We start from the raw sequence: 22,179 nt of genomic DNA, 5'->3' as shown, positions 1-22,179 counted from the left end.
GCCACTGACGCTCCGCGTCATAGCGGTGTTTAGCATGTGGGGCTGGAACGCGGAGCGTCCCGGGAGGCATTCCCACGCGGAGCGTGGGAACGATCAGTGCGCAGGAGTCAGGTCAGGCGGACATGACTTCGCGGATGTCGCGCGCCAGTTCGCGGACGCGTTCTTCTTCGGTGTCCCACGAGCACATGAAGCGTGCGCCGCCCTTGCCGATGAAGGTGTAGAAGCGCCAGTTCTTCGCGGTCAGGGCGGCGATGGCCGGTTCCGACAGTTGCAGGAACACGCCGTTAGCCTGCACCGGGAACATCAGTTCGACGCCGGGAATGTCGCTAACCAGTTCCGCGAGTAATTGCGCGCAGTGGTTGGCGTGGCGCGCGTATTTCAGCCAGGCGTCGGTTTCGAGAATGCCGACCCACGGTGCCGAGAGGAAGCGCATTTTCGACGCCAGTTGCCCGGCCTGTTTGCAGCGGTAGTCGAAATCTTCCGCCAGCTTGTGGTTGAAGAACAGAATCGCTTCACCCACGGCCATGCCGTTTTTCGTGCCGCCGAAGCACAGCACATCGACACCGGCCTTCCAGGTCAGATCCGCTGGCGAGCAGCCGAGGAAGGCGCAAGCGTTGGAGAAGCGCGCGCCGTCCATGTGCAGGTGCAGGCCCAACTCCTTGCAAGTGGCGCTGATGGCGCGGACTTCTTCCGGGGTGTAGACGCTGCCGACTTCAGTGGCTTGGGTCAGGGTGACCACGCGCGGTTTCGGGTAGTGGATGTCTTGGCGCTTGAGCGCGACTTCGCGGATCGACTGCGGGGTGATCTTGCCGTTTTCAGTGCCGGCGATCAGCAGTTTCGAGCCGTTGGAGAAGAATTCCGGGGCGCCGCATTCGTCGGTTTCGACGTGAGCGGTTTCCGAGCAGATCACGCTGTGGTAACTCTGGCACAGCGACGACAGGGCCAGCGAGTTGGCGGCGGTGCCGTTGAAGGCGAAGAATACTTCGCAGTCGGTTTCGAACAGTTTGCGGAAATGGTCGGACGCGCGTGCAGTCCATTCATCGTCGCCATAAGCGCGCTGGTGGCCGTGGTTGGCCTGCTCCATCGCAGCCCAGGCTTCAGGGCAGATACCGGAGTAGTTGTCGCTGGCGAATTGTTGGCTCTTGTCGGTCATGGCCGGCTTCCGTGGTCGAGACTCTTGTGAAGGCTCGTGGTCAATGATGGTGCGCACTTTACCGAAGATCTTCCGGGGAGCACACGGGATGTCGCTGTCAGAACATTACATGGACGCAGGCCGATTATGCACCTGACTAAACGCGACAGCGCGCTGGATCTGCTCAAGTGGCTGGCGCTGCTGAGCATGTTGCTCGATCACCTGCGATATGTCGGGTTCTCCGCCGATTGGCTGTACGTGCCGGGGCGGTTGGCGTTTCCGTGGTTTTGCCTGGCGATGGCGGCGAATCTTTCGCGCGATGGTTCGCGGAGGATGGAATGGCGGTATCTGGGTTGGTTGTTGCTGTTCAGCCTGGTGAGCGAGATTCCGTACCGGCTGTTCATTCCCGATCCCAATACACTGAATGTGCTGCCGACGCTGGCGCTGGGATTGCTCGTGGCGCGTGCGTGGCAGGACCCCTCGATCATGGCGCGATTGTTGGGCGTCGCCGCACTGGCGCTGGCCGCTGTGTTTCCGGAGCGACTGATGTTCGGCTTCTTCGGGGTATTGCTGCCGTTGGCGATGCTGCTGGTGTTTCGCCGTCCGTGGTATTTCAGCGTGCTGTCGGGATTGATTTGTCTCGCCGCCAATCAATGGCAAGTGCTGTACGACTCGGCGAGGTTCGGCAGTAGTGTTGCGATCCTTGGGATTGTCATTTGTCTGTTTGCGCCAATGCTCGGAATGTTCCTGTTGCGACATGGGCGACACCTGCAGCCGCCACCGATGCGCCGTTGGGCTTACGCCCTCTACCCCACACATTTCTTCCTGCTACTACTTATCCGCCAGGTCGCCGCATAACCCTGTGGGAGCTGGCTTGCCAGCGATAGCGGTGGGTCAGCCACCATCAATGCCGGATGTGCCGCCGCCATCGCTGGCAAGCCAGCTCCCACAGGGTTCTCCAGTGTTTTCGAGATCGAGTCTGGCAATGGCATTTCCGGCCATGTCGTAAACGCACCTTTGCGTGGCGCGCGCAGGCATTTGAGCTGTCTGCGCCGGTCATACCATCGGCATCAAAGGGCACTGCCGTGATTGCCAGTGCCTTACCGAGACGAATGGCGCACAGATGCCGCTGGGAGAGACGCGATGTTCAGCAAGCAAGACCAGATCCAGGGTTACGACGATGCACTGCTGGCGGCGATGAATGCCGAGGAGCAACGTCAGGAAGATCACATCGAGCTGATCGCGTCGGAGAACTACACCAGCAAACGCGTGATGGAAGCGCAAGGCAGCGGCCTGACCAACAAATACGCCGAAGGCTATCCGGGCAAGCGCTACTACGGTGGCTGCGAGCACGTCGATAAAGTCGAAGCACTGGCCATCGAACGCGCCAAACAACTGTTCGGCGCCGATTACGCTAACGTCCAGCCACACTCCGGTTCCTCGGCCAACAGCGCTGTTTACCTGGCGCTGATCCAGCCGGGCGACACCATTCTCGGCATGAGCCTGGCCCACGGCGGTCACCTGACCCACGGCGCCAAAGTGTCGTCCTCGGGCAAGCTCTACAACGCTGTTCAGTACGGCATCAACACCGACACCGGGCTGATCGATTACGACGAAGTCGAGCGTCTCGCCGTCGAATCCAAGCCGAAAATGATCGTCGCCGGTTTCTCCGCTTACTCGAAGACCCTGGACTTCCCGCGCTTCCGTCAGATCGCTGACAAGGTCGGCGCGCTGCTCTTCGTCGACATGGCCCACGTTGCCGGTCTGGTTGCCGCCGGTCTGTACCCGAACCCGCTGCCGTACGCCGACGTGGTCACCACCACCACGCACAAAACCCTGCGCGGTCCACGTGGCGGCTTGATCCTGGCCAAGTCCAACGAAGAGATCGAGAAGAAGCTCAACGCTGCCGTGTTCCCCGGCGCTCAGGGCGGCCCGCTGATGCACGTCATCGCCGGTAAAGCCGTGTGCTTCAAGGAAGCGCTGGAGCCAGGCTTCAAGGCTTATCAGCAACAAGTGATCGACAACGCTCAGGCGATGGCCAGCGTATTTATCAAACGTGGCTACGATGTAGTGTCCGGCGGCACCGATAACCATTTGTTCCTGGTCAGCCTGATCCGTCAGGGCCTGACCGGCAAAGACGCTGACGCCGCCCTTGGCCGTGCACACATCACCGTCAACAAGAACGCCGTGCCGAACGACCCGCAATCGCCGTTCGTGACCTCGGGCCTGCGCATCGGCACCCCGGCCGTCACTACGCGCGGTTTCAAGGTGACCCAGTGCGAAGTGTTGGCCGGCTGGATCTGCGACATCCTCGACAACCTCGGTGATGCCGATGTCGAGGCCAATGTTGCCCAGCAAGTGTCGGCCCTGTGCGCGGACTTCCCGGTTTATCGCTGAGTGTTCTGGAGTAACTGACTATGCAACGCTATTCGGGCTTCGGCCTCTTCAAACACTCTCTCAGCCACCACGAAAACTGGCAGCGCATGTGGCGCACGCCGACGCCGAAAAAGGTCTACGACGTGGTCATCGTCGGCGGCGGCGGGCACGGTCTGGCGACTGCCTACTATCTGGCGAAAGAACACGGCATCACCAACGTCGCCGTGGTCGAGAAGGGCTGGCTGGGCGGCGGTAACACTGCGCGCAACACCACCATCGTGCGCTCCAACTACCTGTGGGACGAGTCGGCGCATCTTTACGAACACGCGATGAAATTGTGGGAAGGCCTGTCGCAGGACCTCAACTACAACGTGATGTTCTCCCAGCGCGGCGTCTATAACCTGTGCCACACCCTGCAGGACATTCGTGATTCCGAGCGTCGGGTCAGCGCCAACCGCCTCAACGGCGTCGACGGTGAGCTGCTCAACGCCAAGCAAGTGGCTGACGAGATTCCGTACCTCGACTGCTCGAAAAACACCCGCTACCCAGTGATGGGCGCCACCGTTCAACGTCGCGGCGGCGTCGCCCGTCACGATGCCGTGGCCTGGGGCTTTGCCCGTGCCGCCGACGCCTTGGGCGTGGACTTGATTCAGCAGACCGAAGTGATCGGTTTCCGCAAGGAAAACGGCGTGTGCATCGGCGTTGAAACCAACAAGGGTTTTATCGGCGCCAAGCGCGTCGGCGTGGTCACGGCCGGTAACTCCGGACACATGGCCAAGCTCGCCGGTTTCCGTCTGCCGATCGAATCCCACCCCCTGCAAGCGCTGGTGTCCGAGCCGATCAAGCCGATTATCGACAGCGTGATCATGTCCAACGCCGTGCACGGTTACATCAGCCAGTCCGACAAGGGCGACCTGGTGATCGGCGCCGGTATCGACGGCTACAACGGCTACGGCCAGCGCGGTTCGTACCCGGTGATCGAGCACACCATTCAGGCTATCGTCGAGATGTTCCCGGTGTTGTCGCGCGTACGCATGAACCGTCAGTGGGGTGGCATCGTCGACACCACGCCGGACGCGTGCCCGATCATTTCGAAAGCCCCGGTACCGAACATGTTCTTCAACTGCGGTTGGGGCACCGGTGGCTTCAAGGCAACTCCTGGCTCGGGCAACGTGTTTGCCGCGAGTCTGGCCAAGGGTGAAATGCACCCGTTGGCCGCACCTTTCTCCATCGACCGTTTCCACAACGGTGCGTTGATCGATGAACACGGCGCTGCTGCGGTTGCCCACTAACAGGAGAAATCCCATGTTGCATATCTTCTGTCCTCACTGCGGCGAACTGCGCTCCGAAGAGGAATTCCACGCATCCGGTCAGGCGCACATTCCGCGCCCGCTCGACCCTGGCGCCTGCACCGACGAGGAGTGGGGCGACTACATGTTCTTCCGCGATAACCCGCGCGGTCTGCACCACGAGTTGTGGGATCACGTCGCCGGTTGCCGCCAGTACTTCAACGTCACCCGCGACACCGTGACCTACGAGATTCTCGAAACCTACAAGATCGGCACCAAGCCGCAATTCACCGACAAGGCTGATACGGCGAAAACAGCCACGACGGCGCTGGGAGAGAAGGTATGAGCCAGACCAATCGCCTGTCCAACGGTGGACGGATCGACCGCAACAAAGTGCTGAGCTTCACCTTCAACGGTCAGAGCTACAAAGGCTTCGAGGGTGACTCGCTGGCCGCCGCGCTGATCGCCAACGGCGTCGACATCATTGGCCGCAGCTTCAAGTATTCGCGTCCGCGCGGCATCTTCGCCGCCGGTGCCGAAGAGCCGAACGCGGTGCTGCAGATCGGCGCTACCGAAGCTACACAAATCCCCAACGTGCGCGCCACGCAGCAGGCGCTGTATCAAGGTCTGGTCGCGACCAGCACCAACGGCTGGCCGAGCGTCAACAACGACATGATGGGCATTCTCGGCAAAGTCGGCGGCAAGCTGATGCCGCCGGGTTTCTACTACAAAACCTTCATGTATCCGCAGTCGTTCTGGATGACCTACGAGAAGTACATTCGCAAGGCTGCCGGTCTGGGCCGTTCGCCGACCGAAGTCGATCCGGACACTTACGACTACATGAACCAGCACTGCGACGTGCTGATCGTCGGCGCTGGCCCGGCCGGTCTCGCCGCTGCACTGGCGGCGGCGCGCAGCGGTGCCCGAGTGATTCTGGCGGACGAGCAGGAAGAGTTCGGCGGCAGCCTGCTCGACTCGCGCGAAAGTCTCGACGGCAAACCGGCGATGGACTGGGTCGCCAGTGTCATCACCGAATTGAAGAACACCCCGGACGTGCTGCTGTTGCCGCGCGCCACGGTCAACGGTTACCACGACCACAACTTCCTGACCATTCACGAACGTCTCACCGATCACCTCGGTGACCGTGCGCCGATTGGTCAGGTGCGTCAGCGCATTCACCGTGTCCGCGCCAAGCGAGTGGTGCTGGCGACCGGTGCTTGCGAGCGTCCGCTGGTCTACGGCAACAACGATGTGCCGGGCAACATGCTGGCCGGTGCGGTGTCGACTTACGTGCGCCGTTATGGCGTGGCACCGGGCAAGAAGCTTGTTCTCAGCACCAACAACGATCACGCCTATCGCGTCGCGCTGGATTGGCTCGACGCCAGTCTGCAAGTGGTGGCCATCGCCGATGCGCGCAGCAATCCGCGTGGTGCATTGGTAGAAGAAGCCCGTGCCAAAGGTATTCGGATTCTCACTGGCAGCGCCGTGATCGAGGCCCGTGGCAGCAAACGCGTCACCGCTGCCCGCGTTGCCGCGATCGATGTCAAAGCGCACGCCGTGACCAGTCCTGGCGAGTGGCTCGACTGCGATGTGGTTGCCAGTTCCGGCGGTTACAGCCCGGTTGTTCACCTGGCTTCGCACCTCGGTGGCAAGCCGACCTGGCGCGAAGACATCCTCGGTTTCGTACCGGGCGAAGCACCGCAGAAACGCGTGTGCGTCGGTGGCATCAACGGTGTTTACGGTCTCGGCGATTCGCTGGCTGACGGTTTTGAAGGTGGCGTGCGCGCTGCCGCTGAAGCCGGTTTCCAGACTGTCGAAGGCGTGCTGCCGAAAGCCCTGAGCCGTCACGAAGAACCGACGCTGGCGCTGTTCCAGGTGCCGCATGAAAAGAACACCGCACGGGCGCCGAAGCAATTCGTCGACCTGCAAAACGACGTGACCGCTGCTGCCATTGAGCTGGCAACTCGTGAAGGTTTCGAGTCGGTCGAACACGTCAAACGCTATACCGCGCTGGGCTTCGGCACCGATCAGGGCAAGCTCGGCAACGTCAACGGTCTGGCCATCGCCGCCCGCTCGCTGAACGTGACCATCCCGCAGATGGGCACCACGATGTTCCGTCCGAACTACACGCCGGTGACTTTTGGCGCCGTGGCCGGTCGTCACTGTGGGCACATCTTCGAACCGGTGCGTCACACCGCCCTGCATGCCTGGCACGTGAAGAACGGCGCCGAGTTTGAAGACGTCGGTCAGTGGAAACGTCCATGGTACTTCCCGAAAAACGGTGAAGACCTGCATGCAGCGGTGAAGCGCGAATGCAAAGCCGTGCGCGACAGCGTCGGCCTGCTCGACGCCTCGACCCTCGGCAAGATCGACATCCAGGGTCCGGATGCCCGCGAGTTCCTCAACCGCGTGTACACCAACGCCTGGACCAAGCTCGACGTGGGCAAGGCTCGCTACGGTTTGATGTGCAAAGAAGACGGCATGGTCTTCGACGACGGTGTCACGGCGTGTCTGGCCGACAACCATTTCGTCATGACCACCACCACTGGCGGCGCGGCGCGCGTGCTGCAATGGCTGGAGCTGTACCACCAGACCGAATGGCCGGACATGAAGGTCTACTTCACGTCCGTCACCGACCACTGGGCGACCATGACCCTGTCGGGGCCGAACAGCCGCAAGCTGCTCAGCGCCGTGACCGACATTGATCTGAGCAACGAAGCGTTCCCGTTCATGACCTGGAAAGAAGGTCTGGTCGGCGACGTGCCGGCGCGGGTGTTCCGTATCTCGTTCACCGGTGAGCTGTCGTACGAAGTCAACGTGCAGGCCGACTATGCGATGGGCGTGCTGGAGAAAATCGTCGAGGCCGGCAAGCAGTACAACCTGACCCCGTACGGCACTGAAACCATGCACGTCCTGCGCGCCGAGAAGGGTTTCATCATCGTTGGTCAGGACACTGACGGCTCGATGACCCCGGACGACTTGAACATGGGCTGGTGCGTCGGTCGCACCAAACCGTTTTCGTGGATCGGCCAGCGTGGCATGAACCGTGAAGACTGCGTGAAGGATCAGCGTAAGCAACTGGTCGGTCTGAAGCCGATCGACCCGAACGTGTGGCTGCCGGAAGGTGCGCAACTGGTGTTCAACACCAAACAGGCGATTCCGATGACCATGGTCGGCCACGTGACTTCCAGTTACGCGCACAACTCCCTCGGCTATTCGTTTGCCATGGGTGTGGTCAAGGGCGGTCTGAAGCGCCTCGGTGAGCGGGTGTTTGCACCGCTGGCCGATGGCAGCGTGATCGAGGCGGAAATCGTGTCTTCGGTGTTCTTCGATCCGAAGGGTGATCGCCAGAATATTTGATGGTTCGGCGCCTGGGGAGTGCAGTTGCGCTGCGGTGACTTCATCGCGAGCAGGCTCACTCCTTACAGGTGATCGCGTACCCCTTGTAGGAGTGAGCCTGCTCGCGATAGCGGTAGATCTGCCTACACAGGGCTCAAGTCAGAATTCAGCAAAGGTGCTTTATGACCACAGCCAATGTTTACCAACAACGCCCGACCACCGGGGCCAAGGCCGAGTCGTCGCTGCACCATGCCGACCTCGCCAGCCTGGTCGGCAAGGGCCGCAAGAACGCCGGCGTGATCGTGCGTGAAAAGAAACTCCTCGGTCACCTGACCATCCGTGGCGATGGCCACGATGCCGCGTTCGCCGCCGGTGTGCACAAGGCCTTGGGCATCGAACTGCCCGGCGCGCTGAGCGTTATCGTCAAAGGCGAAACCAGCCTGCAATGGATGGGCCCGGACGAGTGGCTGCTGATCGTGCCTAGCGGTGAAGAGTTCGCCGCCGAACAGAAACTGCGTGAAGCACTGGGCGATCTGCACGTTGCGATCGTCAACGTCAGCGGCGGCCAGCAAGTGCTCGAACTGAGCGGGCCGAACGTGCGTCAGGTGCTGATGAAATCGACCAGCTACGACGTGCACCCGAATAATTTTCCGGTGGGTAAAGCGGTCGGCACGGTGTTTGCCAAGTCGCAGCTGATGATTCGTCATACCGCTGAAGACACTTGGGAGCTGCTGATCCGTCGCAGCTTCTCGGATTACTGGTGGTTGTGGTTGCAGGATGCATCGGCCGAGTACGGCCTCAGCGTCCAGGCCTGACACTGAATGGCTATCGTGCCTGCTTCTGTGGCGAGGGGATTTATCCCCGTTCGGCTGCGAAGCAGTTGCAAAACCTGTGAATACGATCTACCTGATAAACCGCGGTGATTGATTTTGGGGCGGCTTCGCCACTCATCGGGGATAAATCCCCTCGCCACAAAAGCAGTTCAGCACAGGTCAGCCCAGTTCAGAGTTCACTCTGCTCACCGTTGTTGTAACAGGAGTCACCGCACCATGAGCCGCGCCCCAGACACATGGATTCTGACCGCCGACTGCCCCAGCGTCCTCGGCACCGTGGACGCGGTCACGCGTTTTCTGTTCGAGCAGGGTTGCTACGTCACCGAGCACCATTCGTTCGATGACCGCCTCTCCGGGCGCTTCTTCATTCGCGTGGAATTCCGTCAGCCTGACGGCTTCGACGAGCAATCCTTCCGCGCCGGTCTCGCTGAACGTGGCCAGGCCTTTGGCATGATCTTCGAGCTGACCGCGCCGAACTACCGGCCAAAAGTGGTGATCATGGTTTCCAAGGCCGATCACTGCCTCAACGACTTGCTTTATCGCCAGCGCATCGGCCAGTTGTCGATGGACGTTGCGGCGGTGGTGTCCAATCACCCGGATCTCAAGCCGCTGGCCGACTGGCACCAGATTCCCTACTACCATTTCCCCCTCGACCCCAACGACAAGCCGTCGCAGGAGCGTCAGGTGTGGCAGGTGATCGAAGAGTCCGGCGCTGAACTGGTGATCCTCGCCCGCTACATGCAGGTGCTGTCGCCGGAACTGTGCCGCAAGCTCGATGGCAAGGCGATCAACATTCATCACTCGCTGTTGCCGGGTTTCAAGGGGGCCAAGCCGTATCACCAGGCCTATAACAAGGGCGTGAAACTGGTCGGCGCGACGGCGCATTACATCAATAACGATCTGGATGAAGGGCCGATCATTGCCCAGGGCGTCGAGGCGGTGGATCACAGTCATTACCCTGAGGATCTGATTGCCAAGGGGCGCGATATTGAAGGCCTGACGTTGGCGCGGGCGGTTGGATATCACATCGAAAGAAGGGTGTTTTTGAACGCCAATCGTACGGTCGTTCTCTAGATCGCTAAAAGATCGCAGCCTTCGGCAGCTCCTACAGGAGGGTGCGATTCATGTAGGAGCTGCCGAAGGCTGCGATCTTTTGATTTACCGAGCATTTAACGCGCTGCCTGCCTGGGCAACGCGGTTCCATAAAAACAACAGCGAGGTGAAAGCATGTCTGGCAATCGTGGTGTGGTGTATCTCGGCGCGGGCAAGGTCGAAGTGCAGAAAATCGACTATCCGAAAATGCAGGACCCGCGCGGTCGCAAGATCGAGCACGGGGTCATTCTCAAAGTGGTTTCCACCAACATCTGCGGCTCCGACCAACACATGGTGCGCGGCCGTACCACGGCGCAGACCGGTCTGGTGCTGGGCCACGAGATCACCGGCGAGGTGATCGAAAAAGGCTCCGACGTCGAAAACCTGAAAATCGGTGATCTGGTCTCGGTACCGTTCAACGTCGCTTGCGGGCGCTGCCGTTCCTGCAAGGAGCAACACACCGGCGTCTGCCTGACCGTCAACCCGGCCCGTGCCGGCGGCGCTTACGGTTATGTCGACATGGGCGACTGGACCGGTGGCCAGGCCGAGTACGTGCTGGTGCCGTACGCCGACTTCAACCTGCTGAAACTGCCGGATCGCGATAAGGCCATGGAGAAAATCCGCGACCTGACCTGCCTCTCCGACATCCTCCCGACCGGTTACCACGGCGCGGTCACTGCCGGCGTTGGCCCGGGCAGCACCGTGTACATTGCCGGCGCTGGCCCGGTCGGTCTGGCCGCTGCCGCGTCTGCACGTCTGCTCGGTGCTGCGGTGGTGATCATCGGCGACGTCAACACCATCCGTTTGGCCCACGCCAAGGCGCAAGGTTTTGAAATCGTCGACCTGTCGAAAGATGCACCGCTGCACGAACAGATCGCCGCGCTGCTCGGCGAGCCGGAAGTCGACTGCGCGGTGGACTGCGTCGGCTTCGAAGCACGCGGTCATGGCCACGACGGCGCGAAATCGGAAGCCCCGGCCACCGTGCTCAACTCGCTGATGGGCGTGGTGCGCGTAGCGGGCAAAATCGGTATTCCTGGCCTGTACGTGACCGAAGATCCGGGTGCTGTGGATGCCGCCGCAAAAATGGGCAGCCTGAGCATTCGCTTCGGTCTGGGCTGGGCGAAATCCCACAGCTTCCACACCGGCCAGACCCCAGTGATGAAGTACAACCGCCAGTTGATGCAGGCGATCATGTGGGATCGCATCAATATCGCCGAAGTGGTGGGTGTGCAGGTGATCAGTCTGGATCAGGCGCCGGAAGGCTATGGCGAGTTCGATGCGGGCGTGCCGAAGAAGTTTGTGATTGATCCGCATAAGTTGTTTAGTGCGGCGTAAGTAAGAGAGGGCGACTTTCGGGTCGCCTTTTTTTAAGATCAAAAGATCGCAGCCTTCGGCAGCTCCTACACGGATCGATGTAGGAGCTGCCGAAGGCTGCGATCTTTTGACTTTATGCACTCAGAGAGCCGCCAGCGCCCCTTGATACAGAACCGGCCCAGTCGGCTGCCCAGTCGGCGAACCACCCTTAGGCTCAAGACTCACCGCCAGCGCAATCGGCTGACCAATCAACACCCTCTGCGCCTCGCTCAACTCGACTTTACCCTTGCCCCCCACCGGGATCACACCCAGCGAGATCGGTTTGCCGTCGGCGGGAATCACCCACAGTTCCAGGCTGCGATCAGGCGCGACGGCAGCCAGTGTCAGCGGCTCGACCTGCAGGTAATCCGCATGCGCCTCGACCTTCAGCGCCGGTTGCGCGTCGGCGGTCAGCAGCGTGGCGTGAAAGCGGGCATCATCGCGGTTGTACAGCGAACCGAGGAACACCAGCACGACGATCGAACATGCTGCCGCCGCAAGCCGCAGCCAATTCCAGAATGGCCGCTTCTCGGGAACATGCAGCACTTGCGGTTCGATGCGCGCGGTGATGCCGTGCCAGACGCGGTCGGGCAACGGATGTTCCGGCAGCGATTCGGTGAGGCTCACCAGCGTTTCCTGCCATTGCGCCACTTCCGTTCGCAACGCTGCGTCATCCAGCAACAACTGTTCAAACCGTCGCCGCGCAGGCGCCGACATCAGGCCGATGGCGTAATCGGCGGCGAGGGCGCGGCGCAGGGCGGGGGTCTGGTAGTTCATGATTCAAGGCACCGACGCAGGCGTTCCATGCCACGGCGGATCCACGATTTCACCGTCCCCAGCGGTGTGGCCAGGTGTTCGGCCAGTTCCGAGCAGGACAATCCCTGAAAGTAGGCCACAGTGATCGACTGACGCTGCATGCCGTCGAGGGTTTCCAGGCAGCGGTTCAGGGCGCGGGCCTCACGGGCGCTGCTCAACTGATCATGGGCCGAGGGACTTTCGTCCGGCAGGGCGTCCTGTTCCAGATCGGTCAACGGGCGGTCGCGGTGTTTGCGCAACTGGTCGATCGCTTGATTACGGGTGATGTTGATCATCCAGGTCAGCGGTGCCGACAGGTGCGCGTCGTAGCGCGAGGCGTTGTTCCAGATGCGCACGAAGGCTTCCTGCAGCACTTCTTCGGCCAGATCCGCACGACCCATGAAGCGCAGGGCTACGCCATGCAGGCGTGGGCCGACGCTGCGGTACAAGGTTTCGAAGGCGCGACGATCACCCAGTGAACACTGGGCCAACAGCTGTCGCAACTGATCGGTGTCGGCGATGGAAATGACGACTCTCCAGGCAAGGCTGAACGCACGAGGGCGCGACTCGGACTGTTCACAGGCTAGTTCAGCGACAGCGGTTGTGCCATTCATCGCGAGGGTGTCCGGGATTTCACGGTTTATATACGCAGGCCGGATGAAAATGGATGCGCCGCGCCGGAACATGCCGGCGGATACCCGGTCAAACCGGCAGTTTCGCTGCCCATTCAACGGGTGGTTTTCACAGCGCAAGAGGATGTCTGAATGAAGATTTCACGTGGTATTGCAATGGCTTCGCTGATGACCCTTGCGGCCAGCCCGGTGTTTGCCGGTTTCAGCCTCGACGATGTGACCAAGGCTGCTGCAGGCATGCAGGGCGGCAACGCTGCCACGGCCGCCGCGCCGACTTCGGAAACCGCCGGTCTGCTGCAAGCCGTCACCGGTCTGGGCGTTACCCCGCAACAAGCCGTCGGCGGCACCAGCGCCATGCTTGGCTTGGCCAAGAATCAATTGAGCAGCACCGATTATTCGCAGTTGGCCAAGGAAGTACCGGGCATCGACAAGCTGTCGGGCGGTAGCGGTAACCTGGCGGCGTTGAGCGGGTTGCTCGGTCAGTCCGGCAAGTCCGCCGGTCTGGAAAACGCGCTGGGCAACGTCAAGGACACCAATGACCTGAACAATGCTTTCGGTGCCTTGGGCATGGACAGCGGCATGGTCGGCCAGTTTGCCCCGGTGCTGCTCAAATACTTGGGTGACCAAGGCGTCGGCGGCCCGCTGTTGCAAAGCCTGGGCAGCATCTGGGGCGCCGGCACCGGTAGCTGATTCAGCGGCGCTCGCTGCGCAGTTCGGCGATGCGCTGATCCTTCTCGCTCCAGAGCTGGTTGACCCAGCTCTGGACCGTCTGGCGAAACGCCGGATCGTTTTCGTAATCGCCCTGCCACAGCGCCGGGTCGAGTTCGCGGGTCTGGATGTCGATGATGACTCTCGGCACGTTGCCGCTGATCAAGTCCCAGAACCCCGGAATCTGTGCCTGTGGATAAACCACGGTGACGTCGAGAATCGCGTCCAGTTGTTCACCCATCGCCGCCAACACAAATGCCACGCCGCCGGCCTTGGGCTTGAGCAGGTGGCTGAACGGTGATTGCTGTTCGGCGCTTTTCGCCGCCGTGTAGCGCGTGCCTTCCAGATAATTCACCACGGTCACCGGCTGACGCTTGAACAGCTCGCAGGCCTGTCTGGTGATTTCCAGATCCTTGCCCGCCAGCTCGGGGTTCTTCGCCAGGAATGCCTTGGTGTAGCGCTTCATGAACGGGTAATCCAGCGCCCACCACGCCAGCCCCAGAAACGGTACCCAGATCAGTTCCTTCTTGAGGAAGAATTTGAAGAACGGCGTGCGCCGATTCAGTGTCTGGATCAGCGCCGGAATGTCGACCCACGATTGGTGGTTGCTGATCACCAGATAAGACGTGTCGCCGCGCAGGCCTTCGCCGCCGCGAATGTCCCATTGGGTGGGAATGCACAGGCGGAAAATCAGCTTGTCGATCTCGGCCCAGGTCTCGGCGATCCACATCACCGCCGCCGACGCATAGTCGCGCCAGCGGCCCGGCGCGACCAGTTTGAGCAAGGCAAACACCAGCAGCGGCCCGATCAGGATCAGGGTGTTGAGCAACAGCAGCAGGGTGACGAAACAGCCGGTGAGCAGGCGGCGCATAAGCAACTCTATGACGTGGGTTGGGCGCGTCATGATAAGCAGCTTCGCGCGACAGGCCAAATCGGCGCTGACGAATGTTTCACCTTTTAACCCTTAAGATCAAAAGATCGCAGCCTTCGGCAGCTCCTACCCGATCCCTGTAGGAGCTGCCGAAGGCTGCGATCTTTTGATCCTGATAGAGCCGAACGTTTTCAAAGGCAACGGTCTAAAATCCCGTTGCCCAACTCCCCAAGGAAGCCCCTTACGTGAAATCCCTCCTTGCACTGTTTGCCCTCGTCGCCCTGCCGGTCATGGCCGCCGAGCCGACCCTGTACGGGCGCTACGAATACATCGCGCTGCCGGAAATCGGCGGTGAAGTGCTCAAGGCCAAGATGGACACCGGCGCGCTGACCGCCTCGCTGTCGGCCAAGGACATCGAAACCTTCACCCGTGATGGCGACGACTGGGTGCGTTTCCGCCTCGGCACCAAAGACGCCGGCAACAAAGTCTACGAACACAAGGTCGCGCGGATCAGCAAGATCAAGAGCCGCTCGGATGAAGAGGACGAGGGCGAAAGCACCGAAGTCGCCAAGCGTCCGGTGGTCGATCTGGAGCTGTGTCTGGGCAACGTCAAGCGTACCGTTGAGGTCAACCTGACCGACCGCAGCAACTTCAACTACCCGCTGCTGATCGGTGCCAAAGCCTTGCGCGAGTTCGGCGCAGCCGTGAATCCGGCGCGGCGCTTCACCGCCGACAAGCCGGACTGCTAAGTGGTCTCATTGACGTAACGTCAGGCTTGGGGCACCGTTCGCGCACTTAACCCTCGGGCTCGGACGCCATGCCTCATATCCTGATTGTCGAAGACGAAGCGGCGATTGCCGACACGCTGATTTTCGCCCTGCAAGGCGAGGGGTTCGGCACCACGTGGCTGAGCCTTGGCGCGGCGGCGCTGGAACATCAGCGGCAGACCCCGGCCGACCTGATCATCCTCGACATCGGCCTGCCGGATATCAGCGGTTTCGAAACCTGTAAACAGCTGCGGCGTTTCAGCGAAGTGCCGGTGCTGTTCCTCAGCGCTCGTGATGCAGAGATTGATCGTGTGGTCGGGCTGGAGATCGGCGCCGACGACTATGTGGTCAAGCCGTTCAGTCCTCGCGAGGTGGCGGCGCGGGTCAAGGCCATCCTCAAACGCATGGCGCCGCGAGCCCCGGTGGACGTCGCTTCGGCGCTGTTTCGCGTCGACCCTGAACGCGTACAGATCAGCTATCGCGGCCAGCCCTTGAGCCTGACTCGCCACGAATTCCGCCTGTTGCAATGCCTGCTCGAACAACCCGAACGGGTGTTCAGCCGCGAGCAATTGCTCGACGCGCTGGGCGTGGCGGCCGACGCCGGCTACGAGCGCAGCATCGACAGCCACATCAAAAGCGTGCGCGCCAAACTACGCCTGGTGCGTGCCGAGGCCGAACCGATCCAGACCCACCGTGGCCTCGGATACAGTTACAGCCCGGGGCACAGCTGATGTCACTGGGGCTGCGGATATTTCTGGTGTATGTGCTGTTTATCGGCCTGACCGGTTATTTCGTGCTCAACACCGTGATGGAAGAAATCCGCCCCGGCGTGCGCCAGTCCACCGAAGAAACCCTGGTGGACACCGCGAACCTGATGGCGGAAATACTACGTGACGATTTCAAGGCCGGAACCCTCAGCGAAAATCGCTGGCCCGAACTGCTGCGTGCCTATGGCGAGCGCCAGCCGAAAGCGACGATCTGGGGCTTGCCGAAAAATCAGGTCAACCACCGTATCTACGTGACCGACGCCAAAGGCATTGTCGTGCTCGATTCCAGCGGCGTCGCGGTCGGCCAGGATTACTCGCGCTGGAACGACGTCTACCTGACGTTGCGCGGCGAATACGGCGCACGCTCGACCCGCAGCGATCCGCATGATGCCAGTTCATCGGTGATGCACGTCGGCGCGCCGATCCGCGACAACGGCCAGATTATCGGCGTGGTCACCGTGGCCAAACCCAACAGCTCATTGCAGCCCTATGTCGATCGCACCGAACGGCGCCTGCTGTTTTATGGCGCCGGCCTGATCGGCCTCGGCCTGTTGTTTGGCGCGTTGCTGTCGTGGTGGCTGAGCCGCGCACTGCATCGCCTGACCGGTTATGCCCAGGCCGTGAGCGAAGGCCGGCGCGTGGAAGTGCCGCACTATCGCGGCGGCGAGCTGGAGCAACTGGCCACGGCGGTCGAACAGATGCGCACGCAACTGGAGGGCAAGGCCTACGTCGAACGCTACGTGCACACGCTGACCCATGAATTGAAGAGCCCGTTGGCGGCGATTCGTGGCGCAGCCGAGTTGCTGCAAGGTGAAATGCCGCCCGTGCAGCGCCTGCGTTTCGTCGGCAACATCGATAGCGAAAGTGCGCGGATGCAGCAGTTGATCGAGCGCCTGCTGAACCTGGCGCAAGTTGAACAGCGTCAGGGTCTTGAAGAACGAGTGGCGGTGCCGTTGGCAGTGTTGGTCGACGCACTGTTGCAGGGCCAGGCCGCGCGAATCGAGGCCAAGCAATTGCGCGTCGAGCAGACGATTGCTGCGGAGCTGTTGCTGATCGGCGAGCCGTTTCTGCTGCGTCAGGCGCTGGGCAATCTGCTGGAGAATGCACTGGATTTCACCCCGAAGCAGGGTGTGTTGCGTTTCAGTGCCGAGCGCGTTGGCGAACAGATCGAGTTTCGATTGTTCAATGAAACGGCAGCGATTCCCGATTACGCCTTGCCGCGCCTGACCGAACGCTTTTACTCACTGCCCCGTCCCGACAGCGGCCGCAAAAGCACCGGGCTGGGGCTTAACTTCGTTGAAGAAGTGGCCAAGTTGCATGGTGGTCGGCTGGCTGTGCGCAATGTGCCCGGAGGCGTCGAAGTGACGCTCAGCCTGCCGTAACGTCAGGGCTGTGTGGCGGCCAGTGCGCGCTTTCGTCGATGGACAAACTGCAGCGCCGGCTGCTCGACCAGGCGCCACGAAATCGTGGCCAGCACAATCACGATCAAGGCCGACACGAGCATCGACGGAACAAACGTCAGTGAGGTCTTGTTGATGATCAGTTGCTGCACCGGGAAGGCGTACAGATACATCCCGTAGGAAATATCGAATCGTCCGCGCAGGCTTTTGTCGACGTACAGCAAGCCCAGGCTCAGGGTCGCGAGGCACAAACCCAAGGTCGTCAGCACGCTGGCCAGCGGCGTGCCGACGCTGAAAAATATCAGGCCTGCCCCAGTCACCAGCGCGATTGCCAGCACGCGGCGATCGCTCAAGTATTGGTGGTTGAAGGCAATCACTGCGCCGGCAAAGAACGCGATGCCGGCCGCGCTGTAAACCGCCAGCTTTTGCGCCAGCGCGCCAGGCACGTGATTGCCCAGAACGTAAGTCGCCACGCCAAACGCAGCCAGCAACACCCACGGCATCAGTGCTCGTCTGTACATGCCCAATGCCAGCGCCAGCAACAGGTAAAAGCCGAACTCGATCTTCAGCGTCCAGAGGCTGCCGTTGAAGGATTCGCTGACAATAAATCCCTGGGTGATCGGTTCAATGGTGGCCCGCCCGAACACCGATATGCGCAGAAAGTCGAGCAGGGCGCCGAAGCCCGTGACATAGCCGTCGGCAAACACCGCCCCGGCGAGGTACGTCATCACAAAAGCGCAAAGGATCAACGCCGGGAAAATGCGCGCCACACGCTTGCCCAGATAATCGGCAAAGCTGCGCGCGTTGAGAAAGCTTTGGCTGATCAGCAGGCCGGAAATCGAAAAGAACGCCGTCACGGCGATACCGCCCAGCGAGTTGTAACCGGCAATGCCCGGTTCTTCCAGGCCCGACAGGGCAAAGTGATGGCTGACCAGCACCATCAACGCCGCCAGGTGCCTGATCAAATCGAATGAGTTGTTGCGCAACGTGATCGTCCTTTATCTGAGCACTGCCCTGTAAATGGGAAAAACCTTTTACAGGTATTTCCACGCAAATCCCACACAACCTCCATCTCAAAACCATATAGCGCTCGCAGACTCGCCCCATTCCAACAAGGGAGCGACCTGATGAACCGAAGTCTGGCACTGAAACTGGGGGCGATTGCCCTGCTGATCCTGCTGTTGCTGATTCCCCTGCTGATGATCGATGGCGTCATCGACGAGCGTCAGCAACTGCGTGACGGCGTACTTGAAGACATCGCCCGCAGCTCCAGTTACAGCCAGCAGGTGAGCGGGCCGGTGATGGTGGTGCCGTATCGCAAAGTGATTCACAACTGGAAGATCAACGACAAGACCAATCAGCGCTACGACGATCCACGCGAAGAGCGCGGGCGTCTGTATTTCCTGCCGGAACGTTTCGAACTCGATGGCCAGGTGCAGACCGAACTGCGCGCCCGGGGTATTTACGAGGCGCGGCTGTTCCATGCCGACAATCGCATCGACGGGCATTTCTCGTTGCCGGCGCAATTGGGCATCAAGGAAGATTTCACTGACTATCGGTTCGATGCGCCGTTTCTCGCTGTCGGTATCAGCGACATTCGCGGAATCGAAAATGCCCTGAAACTGGAGTTCGAAGGGCAGCGCCTGGACTTTGTGCCGGGCACGCAGGTTGGCTGGCTCGGCGAAGGCGTGCGCGTGACGTTGCCGCTGCTCGACACCAGCAAAAACACCGAACTGGCCTTCGCGTTCGACCTGCGCCTGCAAGGCACCGGTTCATTGCAAGTGCTCCCTGTGGGCAAAACCAGCAGTGTCAGCCTCAGTGCCAACTGGCCGCATCCAAGCTTCATCGGCAACTTCCTGCCGGCGAAGCGTGAGATCAATGATCAGGGCTTCACCGCTGACTGGCAGACCACGTTCTTCTCCACCAACTTGCAGGACGCGATGAGCCGTTGCGTGGCCAGCAATGACTGCGCGGCGTTCAACGGTCGCAGTTTCGGCGTGAGTTTTATCGATCCGGTGGATCAGTACTTGAAGAGTGACCGGGCGATCAAATATGCGCTGCTGTTCATCGTTCTGACGTTCGCCGGTTTCTTTCTCTTCGAAGTGCTCAAAAGCCTGGCGGTGCACCCGGTGCAGTACGCATTGGTGGGTGTCGCGCTGGCGTTCTTTTATCTGTTGTTGCTGTCGTTGTCGGAGCACATCGGCTTTGCCCTGGCGTATCTGCTGTCGGCCAGTGGTTGCGTGTTGTTGATCGGGTTTTACGTTTGCCATGTGCTGCGCAGCGTGCGCCATGGCTTGAGTTTTTCGGCGGGGCTGGCGGCGTTGTATGGGCTGCTTTATGGATTGCTCAGCGCCGAGGATTACGCCTTGCTGATGGGCTCGCTGTTGCTGTTCGGTCTGCTCGGCGTGTTCATGGTGCTGACGCGCAAACTGGATTGGTACGGAATAGGGCAGAAACCCGCCAAACCATTGGAGTTTGATGTGGGGGCAATGCAATGAGCCGGTCGCTGGGGTTGCGTGAGGATCATCGCTGGAAGGATGAATTGATGACGCGGATTATCGGCTATTTGCCTGTGGAACCGAGTTGCCGCCATCGCGAGCAGGATCACTCCCACAGGGAAGTGCGGTCAACTGTAGGAGTGAGCCTGCTCGCGATGAGGCCGGAGCAGGCGCCAAAAAACTAAGGCTTGGGCATGGTCGCGATCATGGACGGTCGCTGACTCACTTCAAAAAACCAGTTAGCCAGTTGCGGGTTGGCCTCACGCCAGCCCAGATCCGGGAAACGCAGATCCAGGTAGCCCAACGCGCAGGCCACGCTGATCGCCGCCACGTCAAAGTGGCTGGTCAGCTCGGCAATCGCGTCGTTCTCCAACAGATTCAGGGCGCGGCGGATCTTCTCGCGTTGGGCCTCCAGCCATTCGTCCCAGTGCTTTTCCGGGGCACGCAGCACTTGTTCATAACGCACCATCACCGAGGCGTCCATGATCCCGTCAGCCATTGAAGCGAGGGTCAGACGGCGCCAGCGGGCCGCGCCTTCGCGCGGGATCAGCGGATTGCCGACATGTTGATGGTCGAGGTATTCGAGGATCACACGGCTGTCATGGATGACGTTGCCATCGGCCAGGCGCAGGGCCGGAATCTTGCCCAGCGGGTTGTCGGCGTTGAGTTCAGCGCTGGGGCTGACCGGGCTGAGCACACAGTCTTGCAACGCGACACGATCCTGCTGGCCGGTCTCGTGCAGCAGCACCATCACTTTGCGTACGAACGGGGAAAGCGTGTTGTGGTACAGGGTCATGCTGGGGGCGGACATTGGCAGGGTCTCGATCAGAACGATGAGGGAGCAGCATAGCGTGTCAGCCCACGACCTCAAGCCTCATGCCGGACCCAATGTTGGAGTGAGCCTGCTCGCGATAGCGTAATCACATTCAACATCAATGTTGGATGACCCACCGCTATCGCGAGCAGGCTCACTCCTACAAAGGTTTTTCAGCTTCGCAGCAGTAGACCTTTTATGGCCAGAACCGCCGGCACACCCAGCCCGACCCAGCTCAACGCATCCCAGATGCCGTCACCCAGCAGCGCCGCAAACAACCCTGCCGCACTGAGCAGCGCTATCACGATCGGCGTGCTGAAGACTTTCCAGAAATTCGACTGACGCGGCTTCATGCAGAGGCCTCCGCCGTTTCCGGCACGGGCTTGGCCGCTTTGCGGCGCACCACCCACAGGTACACGCCACTGCCGAGGACGATGATGGTCAGTACATCAAGCGTGGCCCAGAGGATTTTCATCGGCATGCCGCCGTAGTCACCAAAGTGCAACGGTTGCGACATACCCATGGCGTCCATGTACCACGGGCGTTCGGCGACGGCGGTGACCTGCAAAGTCGTCGCGTCGATCAGCACCGGCGTCAGCAGATGCGAGGTCAGGTGCGTGCCGCCCTTCATGAACACCGAGTAATGGTGCTCGCTGGAAAACCGCGTGCCGGGGAAGGCAATGAAATCCGGCTTCATGCCTGGCGCGACTTCAGCGGCGATGTCGAGCAAACGCGTGGCCGGCGCCAGGTGCGTCAGCGGCGGGGCATCGCGGTAAGGCTCGACCAGCGCGGTCAGTGCATCATTGCGCCAGGCGGCAATCAGCAGGTCGGCGCAGGCGCTGATCACGCCGGTGACGCCGACGACCAACGCCCACGTCAGCGTGACCACGCCGATCAGGTTATGCAGGTCGAGCCAGCGCAACCTCGTCGATTTGTCCTGGCGCACGGTGCCGAATTTCAACCGACGCATGAACGGCAAATACAGCACCGTCCCGGACACGATGGCCACGACAAACAGCAAGCCCATGAACGCCAGCAGCAACTTGCCCGGCAGCCCGGCGAACATGTCGACGTGCAGGCGCAGGATAAACAGCATCAAACCGCCGTTGGCCGAGGGGGTTTCCAGCGCTTCACCGGTGCGTGCATCAAGCATGAAGGTGTGCGAGGAGTTCGGTTCGGTGCCGGCGGTTTTCGCCATGATCGCGAACGCCGCGTTCGGGTCTTCATCGTCGTAACCGAAATACTGCATGACTTCACCCGGTCGATGTTTCTGCGCGGCATCCACCAGTTGCTGCAGATTGAGCTGCGGCGTGTCGGCCGGCATCTCCCGCAGTTCCGGGGCGTTACCGAGGAGGTGGTCGATTTCATGGCTGAAGATCAACGGCAGACCGGTCAATGCCAGCATCAGCAAAAACACGGTGCAGATCAGGCTGGTCCAGGTGTGGATAAACGACCAGCGACGAATTGTTTTACTTTTCATTTCATGACCTTCAAAAACACCAAAGCCGTCCCC

At 60.9% G+C, this 22,179-nt stretch carries 21 protein-coding genes; 13 read left to right on the top strand and 8 right to left on the bottom strand.

Features of this window, described 5'->3' with window-relative positions; translation table 11 throughout:
- Positions 1-112: 112 nt before the first annotated feature.
- Entirely contained in the window at positions 113-1,153 is a 1,041-nt protein-coding gene (locus ACQ4MY_RS16755; RefSeq protein WP_064119210.1) for a threonine aldolase family protein, read from the bottom strand.
- 126 nt (positions 1,154-1,279) lie between these two features.
- Here ACQ4MY_RS16755 and ACQ4MY_RS16750 point away from each other — a divergent pair, with 126 nt between their 5' ends.
- The 8 genes from ACQ4MY_RS16750 (at position 1,280) to fdhA (ending at position 11,396) form a co-directional block, all read left to right on the top strand.
- A complete protein-coding gene (locus ACQ4MY_RS16750) occupies positions 1,280-1,990 on the top strand; it encodes a TraX family protein (RefSeq protein ID WP_440095874.1) in 711 nt (236 codons plus the stop codon).
- A gap of 285 nt (positions 1,991-2,275) precedes the next feature.
- Entirely contained in the window at positions 2,276-3,529 is a 1,254-nt protein-coding gene (locus ACQ4MY_RS16745) for a serine hydroxymethyltransferase (RefSeq protein ID WP_008086924.1), read from the top strand.
- Positions 3,530-3,549: 20 nt separating this feature from the next.
- Complete coding sequence (locus tag ACQ4MY_RS16740; protein WP_440095873.1) at positions 3,550-4,800, top strand: sarcosine oxidase subunit beta; 1,251 nt, start codon at positions 3,550-3,552, stop codon at positions 4,798-4,800.
- A 13-nt stretch (positions 4,801-4,813) separates the two neighbouring features.
- On the top strand, positions 4,814-5,143 hold the full coding sequence (locus ACQ4MY_RS16735; RefSeq protein WP_016986286.1) for a sarcosine oxidase subunit delta: 330 nt from the start codon (positions 4,814-4,816) through the stop codon (positions 5,141-5,143).
- A complete protein-coding gene (locus ACQ4MY_RS16730; RefSeq protein ID WP_160042124.1) occupies positions 5,140-8,157 on the top strand; it encodes a sarcosine oxidase subunit alpha in 3,018 nt (1,005 codons plus the stop codon). The genes ACQ4MY_RS16735 and ACQ4MY_RS16730 overlap by 4 nt, the downstream gene beginning before the upstream one ends.
- 161 nt (positions 8,158-8,318) lie before the next feature.
- Positions 8,319-8,951 (top strand): sarcosine oxidase subunit gamma, encoded by a 633-nt coding sequence (locus tag ACQ4MY_RS16725; RefSeq protein WP_053124537.1) that lies wholly within the window; start codon positions 8,319-8,321, stop codon positions 8,949-8,951.
- Positions 8,952-9,185: 234 nt separating this feature from the next.
- Positions 9,186-10,043 carry a formyltetrahydrofolate deformylase gene (gene purU / locus ACQ4MY_RS16720; protein ID WP_008086918.1) on the top strand — a complete coding sequence of 286 codons (858 nt, stop codon included), beginning with the start codon at positions 9,186-9,188 and terminating at the stop codon, positions 10,041-10,043.
- Between the two features lie 153 nt (positions 10,044-10,196).
- On the top strand, positions 10,197-11,396 hold the full coding sequence (gene fdhA / locus ACQ4MY_RS16715) for a formaldehyde dehydrogenase, glutathione-independent (RefSeq protein WP_008086916.1): 1,200 nt from the start codon (positions 10,197-10,199) through the stop codon (positions 11,394-11,396).
- A 120-nt stretch (positions 11,397-11,516) separates the two neighbouring features.
- Here the strand turns inward: fdhA and ACQ4MY_RS16710 are convergent, their stop codons facing one another.
- The gene (locus ACQ4MY_RS16710; RefSeq protein ID WP_440095872.1) at positions 11,517-12,191 is read right to left on the bottom strand and encodes an anti-sigma factor; all 675 of its coding nucleotides are present in this window, start codon (positions 12,189-12,191) and stop codon (positions 11,517-11,519) included.
- A complete protein-coding gene (locus ACQ4MY_RS16705; protein ID WP_440095871.1) occupies positions 12,188-12,823 on the bottom strand; it encodes an RNA polymerase sigma factor in 636 nt (211 codons plus the stop codon). The genes ACQ4MY_RS16710 and ACQ4MY_RS16705 overlap by 4 nt, the downstream gene beginning before the upstream one ends.
- Positions 12,824-12,973: 150 nt before the next feature.
- Here ACQ4MY_RS16705 and ACQ4MY_RS16700 point away from each other — a divergent pair, with 150 nt between their 5' ends.
- Positions 12,974-13,531, top strand: coding sequence for a DUF2780 domain-containing protein (locus tag ACQ4MY_RS16700; protein WP_008078091.1), 558 nt, complete (start codon positions 12,974-12,976; stop codon positions 13,529-13,531).
- Position 13,532: 1 nt separating this feature from the next.
- Here ACQ4MY_RS16700 and ACQ4MY_RS16695 read toward each other — a convergent pair whose 3' ends face one another.
- A complete protein-coding gene (locus ACQ4MY_RS16695) occupies positions 13,533-14,420 on the bottom strand; it encodes an acyltransferase (protein ID WP_440095870.1) in 888 nt (295 codons plus the stop codon).
- A 245-nt stretch (positions 14,421-14,665) separates the two neighbouring features.
- Here ACQ4MY_RS16695 and rloA2 point away from each other — a divergent pair, with 245 nt between their 5' ends.
- The 3 genes from rloA2 (at position 14,666) to creC (ending at position 17,336) form a co-directional block, all read left to right on the top strand.
- Positions 14,666-15,169, top strand: a complete 504-nt coding sequence (gene rloA2, locus ACQ4MY_RS16690) for a retropepsin-like aspartic peptidase RloA2 (RefSeq protein ID WP_440095869.1) — start codon at positions 14,666-14,668, stop codon at positions 15,167-15,169.
- Positions 15,170-15,237: 68 nt separating this feature from the next.
- On the top strand, positions 15,238-15,918 hold the full coding sequence (creB, locus tag ACQ4MY_RS16685; protein WP_440095868.1) for a two-component system response regulator CreB: 681 nt from the start codon (positions 15,238-15,240) through the stop codon (positions 15,916-15,918).
- Positions 15,918-17,336, top strand: coding sequence for a two-component system sensor histidine kinase CreC (creC, locus tag ACQ4MY_RS16680; RefSeq protein ID WP_440095867.1), 1,419 nt, complete (start codon positions 15,918-15,920; stop codon positions 17,334-17,336). Before creB ends, creC begins: the two co-directional genes overlap by 1 nt.
- Before the next feature lie 2 nt (positions 17,337-17,338).
- On the opposite strand, the gene ACQ4MY_RS16675 is transcribed toward creC, so the two are convergent.
- Positions 17,339-18,340, bottom strand: coding sequence for an acyltransferase family protein (locus ACQ4MY_RS16675; protein WP_440095865.1), 1,002 nt, complete (start codon positions 18,338-18,340; stop codon positions 17,339-17,341).
- Between the two features lie 141 nt (positions 18,341-18,481).
- Here ACQ4MY_RS16675 and creD point away from each other — a divergent pair, with 141 nt between their 5' ends.
- Positions 18,482-19,852, top strand: coding sequence for a cell envelope integrity protein CreD (creD, locus tag ACQ4MY_RS16670; protein WP_440095864.1), 1,371 nt, complete (start codon positions 18,482-18,484; stop codon positions 19,850-19,852).
- A 181-nt stretch (positions 19,853-20,033) separates the two neighbouring features.
- Here the strand turns inward: creD and ACQ4MY_RS16665 are convergent, their stop codons facing one another.
- The 3 genes from ACQ4MY_RS16665 to ACQ4MY_RS16655 all read right to left on the bottom strand — a co-directional run bounded on the left by ACQ4MY_RS16665 (position 20,034) and on the right by ACQ4MY_RS16655 (position 22,146).
- On the bottom strand, positions 20,034-20,663 hold the full coding sequence (locus ACQ4MY_RS16665) for a glutathione S-transferase (protein ID WP_008078080.1): 630 nt from the start codon (positions 20,661-20,663) through the stop codon (positions 20,034-20,036).
- Positions 20,664-20,839: 176 nt separating this feature from the next.
- The gene (locus ACQ4MY_RS16660; RefSeq protein ID WP_440095862.1) at positions 20,840-21,019 is read right to left on the bottom strand and encodes a hypothetical protein; all 180 of its coding nucleotides are present in this window, start codon (positions 21,017-21,019) and stop codon (positions 20,840-20,842) included.
- On the bottom strand, positions 21,016-22,146 hold the full coding sequence (locus ACQ4MY_RS16655) for a PepSY-associated TM helix domain-containing protein (RefSeq protein ID WP_440095861.1): 1,131 nt from the start codon (positions 22,144-22,146) through the stop codon (positions 21,016-21,018). Before ACQ4MY_RS16655 ends, ACQ4MY_RS16660 begins: the two co-directional genes overlap by 4 nt.
- Positions 22,147-22,179: the final 33 nt, after the last annotated feature.

The sequence above is a fragment of the Pseudomonas sp. SM4 genome (assembly GCF_051913165.1).
Lineage (GTDB): Bacteria > Pseudomonadota > Gammaproteobacteria > Pseudomonadales > Pseudomonadaceae > Aquipseudomonas.
This window is presented reverse-complemented; position numbering and strand designations above follow the sequence as displayed.